General features: G+C 44.3%; 17 protein-coding genes and 2 pseudogenes. 9 read left to right on the top strand and 10 right to left on the bottom strand.

The window, feature by feature from the left end; all coding sequences use genetic code 11:
* Nucleotides 1-208: 208 nt before the first annotated feature.
* From O9290_RS24475 to O9290_RS24435, 9 genes are all read right to left on the bottom strand, one after another.
* Nucleotides 209-508 carry a hypothetical protein gene (locus O9290_RS24475; protein WP_002761685.1) on the bottom strand — a complete coding sequence of 100 codons (300 nt, stop codon included), beginning with the start codon at nt 506-508 and terminating at the stop codon, nt 209-211.
* Nucleotides 509-575: 67 nt separating this feature from the next.
* Complete coding sequence (locus tag O9290_RS24470; RefSeq protein WP_002761684.1) at nt 576-1,640, bottom strand: glycosyltransferase family 4 protein; 1,065 nt, start codon at nt 1,638-1,640, stop codon at nt 576-578.
* 78 nt (nt 1,641-1,718) lie between these two features.
* Nucleotides 1,719-3,002 (bottom strand): serine hydroxymethyltransferase, encoded by a 1,284-nt coding sequence (glyA, locus tag O9290_RS24465; RefSeq protein WP_002761683.1) that lies wholly within the window; start codon nt 3,000-3,002, stop codon nt 1,719-1,721.
* Between the two features lie 520 nt (nt 3,003-3,522).
* Nucleotides 3,523-6,579, bottom strand: a complete 3,057-nt coding sequence (gene ppc, locus O9290_RS24460; protein ID WP_288056285.1) for a phosphoenolpyruvate carboxylase — start codon at nt 6,577-6,579, stop codon at nt 3,523-3,525.
* A gap of 405 nt (nt 6,580-6,984) precedes the next feature.
* Nucleotides 6,985-7,173: a hypothetical protein gene (locus O9290_RS24455; RefSeq protein WP_002761679.1), complete on the bottom strand. Its 189-nt coding sequence runs from the start codon at nt 7,171-7,173 to the stop codon at nt 6,985-6,987.
* The gene (minE, locus tag O9290_RS24450) at nt 7,170-7,457 is read right to left on the bottom strand and encodes a cell division topological specificity factor MinE (protein WP_002761678.1); all 288 of its coding nucleotides are present in this window, start codon (nt 7,455-7,457) and stop codon (nt 7,170-7,172) included. The genes O9290_RS24455 and minE overlap by 4 nt, the downstream gene beginning before the upstream one ends.
* 29 nt (nt 7,458-7,486) lie before the next feature.
* Entirely contained in the window at nt 7,487-8,287 is an 801-nt protein-coding gene (minD, locus tag O9290_RS24445) for a septum site-determining protein MinD (RefSeq protein ID WP_002761677.1), read from the bottom strand.
* A 250-nt stretch (nt 8,288-8,537) separates the two neighbouring features.
* Nucleotides 8,538-9,365, bottom strand: coding sequence for a septum site-determining protein MinC (gene minC / locus O9290_RS24440; RefSeq protein WP_288058845.1), 828 nt, complete (start codon nt 9,363-9,365; stop codon nt 8,538-8,540).
* 12 nt (nt 9,366-9,377) lie between these two features.
* Complete coding sequence (locus tag O9290_RS24435; protein ID WP_002797081.1) at nt 9,378-9,728, bottom strand: coiled-coil domain-containing protein; 351 nt, start codon at nt 9,726-9,728, stop codon at nt 9,378-9,380.
* Between the two features lie 177 nt (nt 9,729-9,905).
* Here O9290_RS24435 and O9290_RS24430 point away from each other — a divergent pair, with 177 nt between their 5' ends.
* The 8 genes and pseudogenes from O9290_RS24430 to O9290_RS24395 form a co-directional block, all read left to right on the top strand.
* The gene (locus O9290_RS24430; RefSeq protein WP_288058837.1) at nt 9,906-10,415 is read left to right on the top strand and encodes a transposase; all 510 of its coding nucleotides are present in this window, start codon (nt 9,906-9,908) and stop codon (nt 10,413-10,415) included.
* 94 nt (nt 10,416-10,509) lie between these two features.
* Nucleotides 10,510-10,755, top strand: a complete 246-nt coding sequence (locus tag O9290_RS24425; RefSeq protein ID WP_204377830.1) for a hypothetical protein — start codon at nt 10,510-10,512, stop codon at nt 10,753-10,755.
* An 81-nt stretch (nt 10,756-10,836) separates the two neighbouring features.
* Complete coding sequence (locus O9290_RS24420; protein WP_039900124.1) at nt 10,837-11,157, top strand: hypothetical protein; 321 nt, start codon at nt 10,837-10,839, stop codon at nt 11,155-11,157.
* The gene (locus O9290_RS24415) at nt 11,147-11,590 is read left to right on the top strand and encodes a type II toxin-antitoxin system YhaV family toxin (RefSeq protein WP_194014030.1); all 444 of its coding nucleotides are present in this window, start codon (nt 11,147-11,149) and stop codon (nt 11,588-11,590) included. The genes O9290_RS24420 and O9290_RS24415 overlap by 11 nt, the downstream gene beginning before the upstream one ends.
* A 146-nt stretch (nt 11,591-11,736) precedes the next feature.
* Nucleotides 11,737-12,018, top strand: a complete 282-nt coding sequence (locus tag O9290_RS24410) for a type II toxin-antitoxin system RelE/ParE family toxin (protein WP_287637242.1) — start codon at nt 11,737-11,739, stop codon at nt 12,016-12,018.
* 16 nt (nt 12,019-12,034) lie between these two features.
* Entirely contained in the window at nt 12,035-12,349 is a 315-nt protein-coding gene (locus tag O9290_RS24405) for a HigA family addiction module antitoxin (RefSeq protein WP_002733868.1), read from the top strand.
* Nucleotides 12,350-12,721: 372 nt separating this feature from the next.
* A pseudogene (locus O9290_RS24400) lies at nt 12,722-13,039 on the top strand (IS1634 family transposase); the annotation flags it as partial.
* A 73-nt stretch (nt 13,040-13,112) separates the two neighbouring features.
* Nucleotides 13,113-13,240, top strand: a pseudogene (locus tag O9290_RS24395) (IS1 family transposase); the annotation flags it as partial.
* Nucleotides 13,241-13,367: 127 nt separating this feature from the next.
* Here O9290_RS24395 and O9290_RS24390 read toward each other — a convergent pair.
* The gene (locus tag O9290_RS24390; RefSeq protein WP_288058843.1) at nt 13,368-14,687 is read right to left on the bottom strand and encodes a four-carbon acid sugar kinase family protein; all 1,320 of its coding nucleotides are present in this window, start codon (nt 14,685-14,687) and stop codon (nt 13,368-13,370) included.
* A gap of 150 nt (nt 14,688-14,837) precedes the next feature.
* Here O9290_RS24390 and lpxA point away from each other — a divergent pair, with 150 nt between their 5' ends.
* Complete coding sequence (gene lpxA, locus O9290_RS24385; protein WP_002797088.1) at nt 14,838-15,674, top strand: acyl-ACP--UDP-N-acetylglucosamine O-acyltransferase; 837 nt, start codon at nt 14,838-14,840, stop codon at nt 15,672-15,674.
* Nucleotides 15,675-15,863 lie beyond the last annotated feature (189 nt).

Raw genomic sequence — 15,863 nt, 5'->3', positions numbered from 1 at the left:
ATGGTTCGATAGGGGGGCATAAATCGACTAAATCCTTATCTGGCAAGAGACTTAATTGATTAGTTCGCTCTAGATAAAAAACAATTGACAAAAATCGCTAAATGCCTTTCTATATAAGGGTTCCATCCCTTATAACCCCCGTCCATTGCATAACAATTACCGAAGAGCCAAATAAGATAGGAAAAATTTATGATGCTAAGGGCAACTTCTAGGGGTTGCCAATAAATCCAAAAAGTTTAGCTGCTCCTCCTAAAATAGCAACAACAAGGGCGATCAAAATGCCTCGATTAGTAAACTCTTGATAGGCAACTCTAGCGGTCAATCCGTCAATTTTTGTGCTTAGTCGCTCATCTAAAGCTTTAATTTCTCCTTTAAGTTCTGCCTGTCCGATTTCTAATTTTGTCAGACGTTGCTCGATTCTATCAGCTTTGTGGTTGACTTCCTTGATGCTGTCTTTGATTTCCTTGAGGACCGTTTCAAGGGAATAAGTTACGGTTTCGTTAGACATTTGCTAAACTCCCAGAGTTATCCTGCCGCTATCTTAATTATTAATCTTTTTTCTAGTTTAAGATGGCTTACGGTTCACTGCCACGATTGCGCCAGACTTGCCAACCGACGTAACCGAGGAGGAGAGTTGCACCAAAGGCAAAACCCCAACCACTGGGAACATTGGAGAAACCGAGGGCTAAACTGCCCACCCAGAGAGTTAGAGCGTAGATAAATAATACTGTCAGACGGTGAGAGATACCCGCTTTTAGTAAACGATGATGTAAATGACGTTTATCAGCCACAAAAGGGGATTTTCCGCGTTTGAGACGGGAAATAATCACCGTGGACATATCGAGGAGAGGAACCGCGAGGATGAGATAGGGTAATAGGACGGCGGTAACGGCAACAGTAGTCACAGCAGTAGTTTTAGCCAATCCAATCACCGCCACACCCGCGAGGGTAAAACCCATAAAATAGGCCCCACCATCCCCCATAAAAATTTGGGCGGGGTTAAAATTGTAACGCAGAAAACCCAGGGCCCCACCCGCCAAAGCAGCGGCGATAATAGCGGCCGCCGGTTGTCCCATCACCAAAGTTACAATCAAAATCACCACGGCAGATATACCCGAAACCCCCGCCGCTAATCCATCTAAACCGTCAATCCAGTTAATTGCGTTAGCCATCCCTACTAACCAGAGGAGAGTAACTGGTAAACTTAGCCAATGAATTTGTAATAAATCGCCGAAGGGAATAGAGAGGAAATCGATCCTTACCCCGGCTTGCCAAGCTAGAAAAGCGACGCTAAACTGCATTACCAGACGATTGAGCGGCGAAAGATTAAAAAGATCATCCGCTAGACCGATGAGGAAAAAGCCCAAACCGCCTAGGGTTACGCCCCACACTTCCCATTCTCGATCGCTGTTTAAACCTGCAAACCCTCCCAACCACCAAACGATCAGGAGGGCAGTTAAAGCGCCGACAAAAATCGAAACTCCCCCCAGTCGAACCATAGGCTTTTCATGGACCTTCCTTTCGTTGGGTTTATCGACGTAACCGCTTTTCAGTCCGACGGTTCTGACGAGGGGGGTACTCCAAAGTACCACGGTATGGGCGATCAGAAAAGCAATTAGATAGTATAAATCTCCAGACATGGGAATTGGGGGGCGATTTAATTCACAATTGGCAACTGACAGGCAATCGCCAATTATGAATTTTTATTATCTCTCGTTTTAGGCCAAGGCGGGGACGGAAATATGGAGATGGGGATAGAGGGGGAAGCTTTCACAGAGTTTCCCTACCCGTTGACGGCAAGCAGTTCTCAGGGCTTCATCACCGGGATTAAGGAGAATATCGGCGATAATGTTGCCAATCTCGATAAATTCCGTTTCTCCTAGTCCTCTGGTGGTCATAGCCGGGGAACCCAAGCGCAGACCACTGGTAACAAAGGGAGACTCGGGATCGAAGGGAACAGTGTTTTTATTAGCGGTAATATTAATGGTACTCACTAAGCGATCGGCCTCTTTCCCGGTCATGCCCACGGATCTTAAATCGAGTAACATCAAGTGATTATCCGTACCATCAGTGACAATTTTAATCCCTCTAGCCTTCAACTGACCGGCTAAAGCTTGGGCATTAGCGATTACTTGGCCCGAATAGATTTTAAACTCCGGTTTCAGGGCCTCCCCAAAAGCCACAGCTTTCGCCGCAATCACGTGTTCTAGGGGTCCGCCTTGGGTACCGGGGAAGACGGATTTATCGAATTTTTTGCCTAATTCCTCGTCTTTGGTCATAATTAACCCCCCCCTAGGACCGCGCAGGGTTTTGTGAGTGGTGGTAGTGACCACATCACAGTGGGGTAGGGGATTAGGATGATGACCAGTGGCCACTAAACCGGCAATATGGGCAATATCTGCCATCAGGTAGGCCCCCACTGCGTCAGCGATGGCGCGGAATTTCTCGAAATCAATCCGGCGCGAGTAGGCAGAATAACCGCAGATAATTAGTTTGGGTTTTTCCTTGCGAGCGATGTCAAGGATGAGATCGTAGTCAAGGCGTTCGCTGTCGGGACTTACTCCATACTGTACTACTCGGAACCATTTTCCGGAAACGTTAACGGGGGAACCGTGGGTAAGATGACCCCCGTGGGAGAGATCCATACCCATAATCGTATCGCCGGGCTGCAAGAGGGTCAGGAAAACGGCGAAATTAGCTTGGGCGCCGGAGTGGGGTTGTACGTTAGCGTGGTTTGCCCCAAATAGTCGTTTAACCCGATCGATCGCTAATTGTTCCGCTTCGTCAATGTATTCGCAACCGCCATAGTAGCGTTTTTTGGGCAGTCCTTCCGCGTATTTGTTGGTTAAAACCGAACCCTGGGCGGCCATGACGGCAGCGGAGGTAAAGTTTTCACTAGCGATTAATTCTAGGTGATCTCTTTGACGTTGCAGTTCTTTTTGCAAAATCCCTGCGATCGCTGGATCCGTCAGGGATAGTATATCTAGGTTGGTATCAGTCACGGTTACTCGATCCTTTTTTTTAACAATTTACCTGTAATCCTTGGGTCACTTTCTCCATTTTGGCACAATCTCTAATCTTCCGACACACCAGGGAGCTTAATTGCCTCTCTTCGGGGTCGCTCATCAATTGTCAACTGTTAGCAGTAAAATCTTCATTTTTAGTCAATAAGTAATAGTAAGTAGGTAGGCGTTAAAAATTATCAGATGCCCCCCTTATTAAGGGGGGATTAAAGGGGGGACTAAGGGGGGATCGGCACCCCCCTTATCAAGGGGGGCAGGGGGGATCGAACCTAAAATCCATTTTTAATTTAATTATAACCAGCTACTTAATATTAGCCAATAGAACCCCCCAAAAGCTGGGATTGAGTGATAAAATCAGAAGTAATGCCCAATTTTAACGGTGATTTTCCCTTTAAAAATAACAACTTAGTAGAAGTTCTACAAAAAGTTGACAAATTTTAAAAATAGGGTGGATTACCTTCAAGATAACCACCCGAAAACTACCATTAATTATCTGTAATCAACCGGTATTTCTCATCCCTGCGGCAATACCATTAATCGTCATTAAAGCGCCCCTTAATAACTCCTCTTTAGAATAGCGGAAATGAATCACACCGGATTGAGCTTGACTATTGTATTGACGTAAACGCTTGAGGAGAGACACCTGTAGGAAACCGAGGGGAACGATCGAACCGTTGCGTAACTGCACCGAGCGCTGTAAACTCGGATCATTATCTAATAAATGTTTCTCGCCGGTGATCTGGAGAACAATCTCGCTAGTGCGATTATATTCCTCTTTGATCCTTGCAAACAGACGTTCAAAACGTTCTCGATCTTCCTGTTTAGAAAGTTCACTGACGTAGTGATAGGCCATCTGTAAGTCCACCTTCGATAGAGTCATGTCTGCCTTAGAAATCACCATCTGGAAGAAAGGCCACTTGTGATAAAAATGGCGTAACAATTCCAAATTTCTGCTAGGAGAATCATCGAGAAACATCTGTAAAGCTGTCCCTAAACCATACCAAGCAGGTAAAAGAAACCGGGTTTGGGTCCAACTAAATACCCAGGGAATTGCCCGCAGGGTAGTTAAATCCTGTTGACCACTTTTCCGGCGCGCCGGTCGGGAACTAATCTGTAAAAGACTAATTTCAGGAATGGGAGTTACGGACAGAAAGAAGTCTAAAAAGTCCGGTTCTTCATAAATCAAACTGCGATAGGTTTGCCGTGAACGGGTGGCCAAGTCCTCCATGATGCGATTCCAGGGTTCGAGATCATCAAAACCACTGCCCAGTAAACTTGCCTGTATAACTGCCGTTACGGCCGTTTCGAGGTTATACAAGGCCAATTCCGGTAAGGAGTATTTCGAGGCTAAAACCTCGCCCTGTTCCGTGATTTTAATGCGACCGTTAATCGTTCCCCGGGGTTGGGCGAGGATAGCGGCGTAGGCCGGTCCACCACCCCGACCGACGGAACCGCCCCGGCCATGAAAAAGACGTAGATCCAAGCCGTATTGTTTAGCGGTTTTTTGTAAAGCCTTCTGGGCCTTATGAATTTCCCAATTACTGCTTAAAAAGCCGGAATCCTTATTACTATCGGAGTAACCCACCATAATCTCCTGTAAATTACCCGGTTCGAGGATGGCCGGTTCCAGGGTCACTTCCTCCCCGTTTAAAGCCCCTAAATGGTGGTAACCGCCGGCTAGGGCTGCCCGGTAGAGGGGCAATTCAAACAAAGTCTGCATGATGCCGGGGGCGTGTTTGAGGTCATCGACGGTTTCAAAGAGGGGAACGATGCGGAGGGAACTGCGGCTAGTGGCGGGGTCGTATAAACCGGCTTCTTGGGCTAATAACAGCACTTCTAGCACATCGCTGGCCTCGTTGGTCATGCTGATAATGTAGGTTTGGCAGATTTCCAGACCAAATTCCCCTTGCAGACTTCTTAAAACTCGCAGGGTTTCAATGGTTTCGCAGGTTCTTTCCGAGAAGGGCATTTCCCGGGGAATTAAGGGGCGACGGGTTTTTAATTCCGCCACTAACCAGGCGATTTTTTCTGATTCGGTTAATTGGCCGTAGGGTTTGGGTAAAACTCCGAGATAGGCGGCGATTTCTTCGATACATTCGGCGTGACGGGTGGATTCTTGCCGAAAATCTAACTGAGTCAGGACAAAGCCAAAAATCTCCACTTGGGCGATCAGTCGATCGAGTTCTTGACAGGAAAGACCAGTTTGCAAGAGACTGCGCTGTAATAGCTGTAATTCGGCTAAAAACTCGGAACCGGAGCGATAGATGTTGGTTTCGTTGAGTTTAGTTAATAACTGTCGTTCTTCCGGATCATTGAGGCGATTATTGCGATCGCGTGTATTTTCCAGACGTTTTTGAATAAAGGCCAATTTGAGGCGATAGGGTTCCTGACGGTAGCGGATTGCTAACTGGCTATAGATTTCGGGCATTTGCTGCTTATCTCTGTCCAGGGAGTCCAGCAACTCCGGCAAGACGTGACACCAGTGCAGGGAGGCACTTAAAATACTGGTCAGGTCGCGAATAGCATCGAGATATTTTTTAATAACGAGATTGCGCTGATAACAGCAGGTTTTCCAGGTGACTTCGGGGGTAACGGAGGGATTGCCATCCCGATCCCCCCCCACCCAAGAACCGAAGCGACAGAAGTTATTTTTCGGCGCTTGTAAACGGGGAAAGGAGGATTGTAGGCTTTGCTGCAGACGCAGGGTTAACTGGGGTAGGGAATCGAAGAGAACTTCATCGAAGTAGTGCAGGGCATAATCCACCTCATCGACGACAGTGGGTTTAAATTGATGTAGTTCATCTGTTCGCCACCAGAAACGTATTTCTTCTTTTAACTGTTTGGTGACTGTTTGTGCTTCTCTGGAGTTAGTTAACCCCATACTGCGAAAGATTTCTTCTGCTTGGTCGAGTTTTTCGAGAATGCCCGAGATGCGGCGCTGTTTAATGCGAATGGTATGACGGACAATTTCCGTGGGGTGGGCCGTAAAAACCAGACGAATATCTAATTGATCGAGAAGACGCTGAATTTCTTGGGGAGGGACGTTAACCTGTTTGAGATAGGGAAATAACCAGTGAAATAGTCCCGATTTTGGGGTGGAGTGATCGGACCCGTTCAGGGTTTTTTCTAGCCAATCGGCCCCGACAATGGTGGCTAAAATGCTTTTTTGCGTTGGGTCAGCCTTGGGACTTTCGTTTTCTTCCCCGATCACCGTCCGTCGCAGTAGTTGCTGATCCCTTTGTTCGTAGTGTTGTTCGATTATATTTATTAACTGGAAATAGAGGGCAAAAGCGCGGGTAACTTTGATCGCTTCCCCTAGTTCCAAGTCTTCGATCATTTTGGCGATCATTGCTTCCGGACTATCATCGGTCACTTGTCCTTCCTCAGAACAGAGATGGCGCAGTAATTCCAGTAAATCGACTAATTCTTGACCACATTCGGAGACTAAGACTTCTTTCCATAAATCTTCGATTAATTTCAGTCTTTGCTGCAGAAACAGGTTGGAAGTGCTGAAAATATCCTGTTCGGTTTCGGTTGAGGGGACAAGGACGCTCATAATTTCAGTAATCAGTAATCAGTAAACAGTAAACAGTAATCAGTAATCAGTAAACAGTAAACAGTAATCAGTAATCAGTAATCAGTAATCAGTGAAAATAGGGATTAACTGCCTTGAAATGAAAAACTCTATCAAACCAATAACTGATCACTGATAGATCGGGATTAAGCTGTCAAGCATTTAAATTGCTTGTTGAGACGAGGCAAGAGGCAAGAGGCAATAGTAAAGGGATTGGGGGAAATTCAGCTAATCTAAGGATAGGCGGTTAAGATGCGTCTTAGCTTAGTTCTTTAGGGTTGGTCAAAAATGAGATTATATGCCAAATAATCACATTTTTTCCGATTTTTAACAAAAATTTCACTATTGTTGCCTCTTTTCAGGGGGCAAAAGGATTTTTTTCTTGGATTATTGGTCACTGTTGACCGGTAACTGATCGGGAATATTGAGAAGGGGCAAGCGATCGCCCCGAAAGATTTCCTCGCTGTCTTTCCCGACTTCTATCAACCAATTATTAATAGAACGTAGTCCTAAGTAGGATAAAAGAAAGGGACTAACTGCTAGACTAAGCCAAAGCTCGATCGGTTGAGTTTTCATGGCAATTTCTCGGTTAAAGGACGGCGTTTGATGCGACGAATCGGAAAATTAGCAATCAGGGCTGTAGTCCGTTGGTCACTTTCTAGGATCAACTCGGTTTCCTCGGTGTCGATATCAAGATAACGACTGACCACTTCTAAGATTTCTTGACGCATCATATTGAGAATTTCGGGACTAAGATCGGCGCGATCATGGGCCAGAATAAGTTTTAAGCGTTTTTTAGCTTGGTCGCCACTTTTGCCCGAACCGCGCCATGCTAGAAGTTTATCGATCAGGTCATTCATAGTAGGTTAAGGGGTTGAGATGAGAGAGTTTAAGGCCCAAACAAGCGACGACGCAGACGAGTAAGAAAACCTTCTTGACCGGCCATTAAATCTAGAAACGGCACATCGCGACCCTGTAAACGCTGGGCAATATTTCTAAAGGCCATGGAGGGGAGAGAGGTCTTCTCCTCTAATACTAATGGTTCCCCTTTATTAGTGGAAATAATAATTCTTTGATCGTCGGGAATAATCCCCAACAGGGGAATTACCAATAAGTCGAGAATGTCCTCGACGCTGATCATCTGGTTAAGTTGGATCATTTCTGGCCGCAGCCGGTTGACAATCAGACGGATACTCTTAATATCCTCGCTTTCTAGTAATCCCACCACGCGATCGGCATCTCTCACCGCCGACATTTCTGGGGTAGTAACTATGATCGCTTCCTGGGCGGCGGCGATCGCATTGCGAAAACCCATTTCAATTCCTGCTGGGCAATCAATCAATACATAGTCGTAACTTTTTGACAATTGGGCGACTAAATCCTTCATTTGATCGGCAGTAATTGCCTCTTTGGTGCGGTTTTGTGCCGCCGGTAATAGAACCAGATTTTCCTGTCTTTTATCCTTAACTAAAGCTTTATCAAGACTACAATCTCCCGCCACCACATCGATGGCAGTATAAACGATACGCTGTTCTAATCCTAACAATAAATCGAGATTTCTTAGTCCGAAATCGGCATCGACAAGGGCGACTCGACAGCCTAATTGAGATAAAGCTGAACCTAAGTTCGCCGTTACCGTCGTTTTACCGACTCCTCCCTTTCCCGATGTCACCACAATTACACGAGCCATAATTTATATCAGTTATCAGTTATCAGTTATCAGTTATCAGTTATCAGTTATCAGCTATCAGTTATCAGTTATCAGTTATCAGCTATCAGTTATCAGTTATCAGTTATCAGTTATCAGTTTTATAGAGTTTTTCGTTTCAACGCAGTTAATCGCTATTTTTACCAGTCACTGAATCACTGTTTACTGATCACTGTTTACTGATCACTGTTTACTGATCACTGGTCACTGATCACTGTTTACTGGTGACTGATCACTTTTTTTCGACCCATCCCACTTGATCTTTAAAGGTGTAGGTTCTGGAAAAATTATAAGCCCCAATGATGCGGATTCCTCCTTCGCTGATACAGGCAATTTCTGGTTCCATGCGATCGCTATTTAAAGCCGGGGTCCGTGCCACTAATTCCGCGATCCTCAGTTGAGTTAAGTCGATTCGCAGGGCCATAATTACCGCTGCTCGATCGCCGCGGAATCCAGCATGGGCCACACCGCGTAAACCCCCCCAAACCAATATATCGCCATCAGCGACGATCGATCCGCCGGGGTTGACATCGCCCATGACTATAACTGTGCCCGGGTGACGGATTTCTACACCCGATCGCAGGGTAGTTTTTAAGTACAAAGGTTCGGCGAGGAGGGATGGTAGCGGTTGCTCGTCCCCGAAAACCGTGGGACTCGAGCGCATTTGTTCGACATTGTAACCCATGGTTGCCGCTGCTACTGCGGTTTGTCTTCTTTGGGTTTGGATGGTATGCAGGGGTAATTCGGCACTGTCTAAAATTGTGGCGATCGCTTGTAGTTGGCGCGTATCCATCAGGCGATCGTTGGCCTGTAGGTGTACTGGTGTTCTAGCGGGGCAGTTTTGGCCGCTATTACGGAGATAATATTTTAATCCTGTCAAGATATCTGTCCAATCCTGACTTGTCTCCCCGGCACCGGTTTTGGGCAAAATTAGCAGCAATTTATCGCCCTCACTTTTTAAGTGGATTTGGGCGTATCTCGACATTACCGAGGCTGATGGCGCAATTTTTTCGGTTTCTGAGTCGATTTCTTGATTTATTTCGGTTTTAGTTTCATCCATAGCCATAATTTTTTACTTAAACAAGACAAAGCGTAAAATAGCGATCAGCAAACCGACGGAAGCGGTAATCAGTGAACCCCCTAAAATGGTTATCAATGCCCAAATTTGATTTTTTTGACTGCCCTCAACTATTTTGAGGCGATTATCCATCCCTTCGACTCTTTCGGTTAATTTGGCCTGTCCTATCTCTAGGGATTTAACATCTTGCTTGATTTCCTTAATATCAGCCTTAATTTCGACGATATTATTCTCGATCGCCGTGAAACGAGTCTCGATCGCCGTGAAACGAGTCTCGATCGCTTTTTGTCCGTTGATAATTAAGTCTTCTAGCCTTTGCAAGTCCGTATCGGCAACAGTTTTCATAAAAATTAACCAGCTATCAGTATAGATGTTTCTTTAATTATGAACCTTGAGCAGCCGGCAGCAGTGGGAATTAGGAATTATGAATTAGGAATTGCGGCTGATGTGAGATAGAGAGGTTTGTAAAATCAAAGGGAGAGGTCACGATAAAGGTAATCACTCCAAAGCATGAGGCCTCCCATGAATAGGATAGATGCTCCCACCCTCTTGACTATTATTTATGTCCTGGTGGATGACTGGTATCAAGAACAGGGATATCGCTTGACTCCCATGCTGCCTGGACCTGAGCCTAGTTTCAGAGATAGTGAAATGTTGACCTTTTGGTTTATTCCCTCGTCCCTGCTCATACTGACGAACGCTCCCGCAGCAGAATCCGTATTGCAGTTCATTCAAGGCAACAATATCCTAGCCGACAAGGGGTTTATTGGTACTGATTGGCAGACTGAGATATCAAGAACCACAGGTAATCGAGTCTCTACAGCTAAGAGAGTCAATCAACATCAACAAACTTCTCCCGTCTTTGAGCGACTTCTTCAACATTTTCGAGAACGGATTGAGGGGGTTTTCAATGAGGTGCAGAATACAGGACGCAACTTGGAGCGATTGCTCAGAAAGAAAGTTGAGGGACTTTGTGTCCATCCTTTGAGCAGACTCCTGTTCAACCCTTTGGGCAACTCATATAAGGCGTGATTTTAAAAATTAACTTAATCATAAAGAAAAATTTAACTTTCTCTTTTATAGTAAATTGCAAAACACGATCGAGCGGAAAATTAAGGGGAAAATTTTGATACTACTTATACTAAAAGCCATCCTGATCACCCTAGCGCTCTTGCTACTCGGTGATTTAATTTCTACGTTTCTCTACCATGTTCCGGAACACGTTTTCGGCAAGTTTCACGCTGCGGTACACCACGGCAAAAATCGGAACTTTTTTCATTACGCGGTGTTAAATCGAAATCCGCTAGTTTTACTCGATGGCTTTCTCGGCGCGCTCCCCTATAGTATATATGTATGTGGGAAGTTCAGCTAAAACGCGGTTGAGAAGCTGGGCAACCTTGTATGTTATTAAATTATGTAATAACATGATATGTAGTAAACCTTGCCTAAAATCATGAGTAACAAACAATACAATCTAACCTGGGCTAGAATAGGCAATGCTTCAGGTTTCCGTCTGAGTGCCAGTTTTTTTAAGGATAATCCCCAATTCAAAGAAGCTAAAGGTGCTGTTGAAGTTATCAGCCCTGATACCTTATTAGTCCGCTTACAGCCTCAATCTCTAGAACAGGAGGAAGATGAACTGATGCTGAGTTTATTCTTAGATTTTCTGACCAAGCAAGCCCTATTAAATCCTGATGCTGAGTTAGAAGCTTATACGGAAGCGATGGCAGCGGTCGATGAAGAGTTGATGACAGGAGTAGAACTTGATAGTTAACGGTTGGCGAATCTACTTTATTAAAAGACTTTTTGGGCAACAACGCCGCGATTTACAAGTTGAGGTTCGTAAACTAAAAAACACCTTGCCAACAGAAGCATACCGTACTCATTCTACAGTCAAACTCTACAGGGCGATTATGGTCGCCATTAAAGAAAAAATCCCTCTCGACCCTTTTGCTTCCCATTTTGCTCTGACTGGGGCGCTCAAGCATTACGGAAGAGTCAAAAAGATGGGACTACCTGACCGTTATCGCTTATTCTTTCGGGCTATACAAACCGAGGAGTATAAAGCTATTTTTGTTTTATGGCTAGGCTATCCTCGCAAACAAGGGGATAAAAATGATTGTTATAAAGCCTTCACAAAAATGGTTGAGCGAGGTGATTTTCCCAGTTCTCTTGACGCTTTAATCCTTGATAGCCAAGAAGATTAGCTAGTGATAAGGTGGTTGAAAAAGCGATCGTAACCCACAGATACACTTTCAACTGCGCCTCCACAGAAAGATTGCGATCTAACGTTAGCATGAGATCGACGATCGCACTAAGATGATATGATAGTAGTGCATTTTCCTAATTATTGATGATTAAGAGTTTTGCATCTAAGGAGACAGAGCAGGTATTCAAACGTAAATTTTCACGAAAATTACCTCAAGATATTCAACGAAATGCTCGGAGAAAGCTAGAAGTTTTAGACGCGGCCGAAACTTTACAGGATTTATACATTCCTCCATCTAATCGGTTGGAAAAACTCTCAGGAGATAGAAAAAATCAGCATAGTATCCGAATTAACGATCAGTGGCGGATCTGTTTTATTTGGAAAAATGGCAACGCCTACAATGTAGAAATAGTCGATCATCATTAATTGTTACTCAATAATCATGACTGAGAAAAAATTATTAGCCCCCATTCATCCTGGTGAGATTCTGTTAGAAGAATTTCTCAAACCGATGGAAATTAGCCAAGAACGTTTGGCAGAAGATCTTAATGTACCAATAGAGCAAATCAAGGAAATTATCGAGGAAAAGCGAGGAATTACTGCTGATATTGCCTTAAGGCTTTCTCGTTATTTTGGTATGTCTGAAAGGTTCTGGATGAATCTTCAAACAAGGTATGATATTGAAGTAGAAAAAGATAGGCTCAGAGAACGTTTAGAGAAGGAAGTAAAAGTCTATGCTGCTTCACAAGCACTGTAGCATAACCGAAAAAATAGGGGAAGAATAATAATTTTAACCCCCCGTAGGGTGGATTAGCGCAGCGTAATCCACCATTACATCAATTATTGAATAACCATAGATTAGGTGCGTTACACTTCGTTAACGCACCCTACAAGAGCGGCGATCGCACTAATTTTAAAGTTGATTCCATTCATCAATATTTATCTGACGAGCAATAATAGTTTCAACCTCCCGAATCATCATTCTCAATTGAGATACAGAATACTCAGAATTAGAGGGAATAGTAGGCGTTGTCAGATAAAGAGATGAGAGGGCAAAATAGATAGAAACTCAATGAAGGAAAAAAAACGATGAAATGTCCAGAATGTAAAAGTGACCACATCAATAAAATATGTGGAATGGCATTTAAAACAGTCCTTGGCTCCTTTATTATTTGAGGATGAAGAAATTGATGATAGTTCTCTGAATGTGATTAAAGCCAATCGGAGTGAATCCGCTCAGTCTAAAGAGAGAAAAAAACGGAAGCAAGAGAACTTTCCTGTGCATAGTTTTCGGACTTTGTTGGAAGACCCGGGGACAATTTGCTTGAATACAGTGGAGTGTACGATTAAAGAGGGAAGTTATCGTTTTTCTAAGATAACTCGACCGACCCAACTGCAACAAAAAGCGTTAGATTTATTGGGAGTTTCCCTGATTTGTACCCAGTAACGGGGTGCTGGAAATTCTCTTAATCCCTTCTACAGCACAGGTTATGGCTTTTTGTCAACGGGGAAGTCCAGTTATTGAAAGATTAAATAATACCTTTCGACTAAGGATTTCTTGGCTGGTGAGAGAGAGTCTATCTTTCTCTAAAAAAATGGAGAATCACCTTGGGGAACCCTTTGGTATTTTACCCATGACTACAATGCACAGCAAGGCAAAGGATTAAGCCGCCATCACTACTACCGAATCACCACCAGAATTATGAATTGGGGAGCTTTTTTCAGTGAGCAGTGAACTGAAAACTCACATCTGCTCACTGATCACTGATTGCCTCCTATTGACACAAACGTTGATAAACTGTGGCTAAAGCTTGGACATCACCGACGTTACCCGGGAAAAGAACCACAGGTAGATTAGGAAAGAGATGATGATCGGCTGCTGTACGGACCATGGAGACACCGGGGAGAATCTGACCGAGTAAACGGGCTGATTGCAGGCTTAAACCCGTACTTAAGACATCATTGGAGGTAATTCCGCCTTTACTGATTAAAAAACTGATGTCACTGGGTAAACTCTTAACAATGTCCATTAACAGAGTGGAGACGGCAACCCCAAAATCAAGACGTTTCTGCACAGAGGCAAAGGTTAACTCTTGCCGACTGGTATAGATCACGGGGGTTTGTTTATTTTTGTGAATAAGCTTGACTTTTTCCAGAGCTTGTGATAAGAGTTGATCTCGTTGCTCAGGACGATCGCGCAATGCCGTCACATCGATTTCGACTCCGACGGTGTTGGGTTGTTGAAGCAGTTCATCTAATTGTTGGCTAGTTTTTTTGACGTGGGAACCGACGATAATTGCCCCGGCTTCCCCCGTGGGCTTATACTTACCCATAGATTCGGGTGCGATCGGTTGAGTTCCTAAATTAGCCAAAGAAGTTAAAATACTGGCGGCACTACGGAATAAAAATTTTTTTCCTTCCCCTGCGGCGGTTAAAATATCTTCAGCAAAGCGATCGAGATCCGCTTGAGTTTCCCCATCTACCACCCCACATTGATTATTTTTGAGCTTTTGCAGTCGTTCTAAACTACCTTGACGGATATCTGCCAGTAAAAATCTTTCCACATCATCTGCTTTAATTTTACCTTTCGTTTTCTCCTCCACATAATCCGGCAGATAACTGTAATGGTAGGCAAAAACCGAATCGCGAGCAAATTCCGTCTCGTGGACGGGAGTGGGAACGCCATCGATGATTAAATAGTGAATACTATCACGGGTGATTCTACCTCCCTCAAAAAAGGCTGGAATCAGGAAATGTGCATCAAAACCGCCCAATTCTTCGGCAATAACATCAGTTTCGATCGGATAATGCCCGCGCAGGGTAGAATCGGAACGACTAACCACCAAAAAATCCTCGATTCCCTCTTTAGTTAAGGCAGTTTTCAGGTTATGACAGACTTCTCTGGTGACAGACTCGGCTTTTTCGGGGGTTAAAGCGCGAGTATTGGTCAAAACAAAGAAAATTGGCGCATTATCTGCCAATCCCAAGCGGAGAGTATCTTCATCCCACCGCATCAATAACAGACAACTATGGACTGTTTGGGAACCTGTCGGGTCGTCATCTAAGACTATAATTTTAGGTCTATTATTGCTCATATATTTTTTATCAGGATGGGAGGGACGAAGGAACCAAGAGAATCTGGTTAATAGTTTATCGGGTTCTGGTTCCCCATTAAAGTCGTCCCCTCCCTAAGCAACCGCTATCAATCTTGATCACAATCTGTCCAATATAGGATAAGCTATACCATGATTCATACAGTGACGAAGTTGAGCGCGGGAGACTTCCCTTTGAATACGTTAATTCACCCCACTGCGGTTATCCATCCGTCGGCAAAACTTGCTCCAAAGGTTAAAGTTGGTCCCTATGCTGTGATCGGGGCCAATGTGGAAATTGAAGCTGATACAATTATTGATGCCCATGTGGTCATTGAGGGTCCGACCAAAATTGGCAAGGGTAATCATATTTTTTCCGGGGCTGTTATTGGTAATGAACCACAGGATTTAAAGTATAAAGGTGGCGAAAGTAGCGTGGAAATTGGTGATCATAACCAAATTCGCGAGTTTGTCACGATTAATCGCGCCACGGATACGGGAGAAGTTACCCAAATTGGCAGTAATAATTTATTAATGGCCTATGTTCACGTTGCCCATAATTGTATTTTGCAAGATAACATTATTATCGCTAATAGTGTCGCTTTGGCAGGTCATGTCCAGATCGAATCAAAAGCAGTTATCGGGGGGGTTTTAGGAGTACATCAATTTGTTCATATTGGCAAAATGGCCATGTTAGGAGGAATGAGTCGTATTGATCGCGATGTTCCCCCTTTTACTTTAGTGGAAGGCAATCCCTGTCGGGTACGAACTCTTAATTTAGTCGGTTTACAAAGGGCCGGTTTTACCGATGAAGATCTAGCTTTACTGAAAAAAGCTTTTCGGATTATCTATCGTTCTAATATAAATCTTCAGGAGGCTTTAGAACAAGTTTCTCTCTTAACCGATAACCCCCATGTTCAACATCTCTGTCAATTTTTACAATCCTCTACCACCGGAGAAAAACGTCGCGGTTTAATTCCGGGGAAATAATTTATTGAGGAACAGTCTGTAGGGTGTAGGGTGTAGGGTGTAGGGTGTGGGGTGTAGGGTGTGGGGTGTTGGGTGTGGGGTGTGGGGTGTGGGGTGTTGGGGAAGTGGGGAAGTGGGAAGTATAAATAAAAATAATCTCCTATCTCCTATCTCCTATCTCCTGACGACCGGCTACTGAATCCTGTCTCC

Origin of the sequence: Microcystis sp. LE19-41.2A (genome assembly GCF_027530405.1) — a bacterium.
Classification (GTDB): Bacteria; Cyanobacteriota; Cyanobacteriia; order Cyanobacteriales; family Microcystaceae; genus Microcystis; species Microcystis aeruginosa.
This window is presented reverse-complemented; position numbering and strand designations above follow the sequence as displayed.

Bases quoted from the DNA above. Each gene is read 5' to 3' on its own strand.
- O9290_RS24420 (WP_039900124.1), top strand. From the start codon at position 10,837: ATGAGTAACAAACAATACAATCTAACCTGGGCTAGAATAGGCAATGCT.
- O9290_RS24470 (WP_002761684.1), bottom strand. From the start codon at position 1,640: ATGTCTGGAGATTTATACTATCTAATTGCTTTTCTGATCGCCCATACC.
- minE (WP_002761678.1), bottom strand. From the start codon at position 7,457: ATGAATGACCTGATCGATAAACTTCTAGCATGGCGCGGTTCGGGCAAA.
- O9290_RS24390 (WP_288058843.1), bottom strand. From the start codon at position 14,687: ATGAGCAATAATAGACCTAAAATTATAGTCTTAGATGACGACCCGACA.
- O9290_RS24455 (WP_002761679.1), bottom strand. From the start codon at position 7,173: ATGAAAACTCAACCGATCGAGCTTTGGCTTAGTCTAGCAGTTAGTCCC.
- O9290_RS24475 (WP_002761685.1), bottom strand. From the start codon at position 508: ATGTCTAACGAAACCGTAACTTATTCCCTTGAAACGGTCCTCAAGGAA.
- O9290_RS24405 (WP_002733868.1), top strand. From the start codon at position 12,035: ATGACTGAGAAAAAATTATTAGCCCCCATTCATCCTGGTGAGATTCTG.
- O9290_RS24430 (WP_288058837.1), top strand. From the start codon at position 9,906: ATGAATAGGATAGATGCTCCCACCCTCTTGACTATTATTTATGTCCTG.
- minD (WP_002761677.1), bottom strand. From the start codon at position 8,287: ATGGCTCGTGTAATTGTGGTGACATCGGGAAAGGGAGGAGTCGGTAAA.
- lpxA (WP_002797088.1), top strand. From the start codon at position 14,838: ATGATTCATACAGTGACGAAGTTGAGCGCGGGAGACTTCCCTTTGAAT.
- ppc (WP_288056285.1), bottom strand. From the start codon at position 6,579: ATGAGCGTCCTTGTCCCCTCAACCGAAACCGAACAGGATATTTTCAGC.
- O9290_RS24410 (WP_287637242.1), top strand. From the start codon at position 11,737: ATGATTAAGAGTTTTGCATCTAAGGAGACAGAGCAGGTATTCAAACGT.
- O9290_RS24435 (WP_002797081.1), bottom strand. From the start codon at position 9,728: ATGAAAACTGTTGCCGATACGGACTTGCAAAGGCTAGAAGACTTAATT.
- minC (WP_288058845.1), bottom strand. From the start codon at position 9,365: ATGGATGAAACTAAAACCGAAATAAATCAAGAAATCGACTCAGAAACC.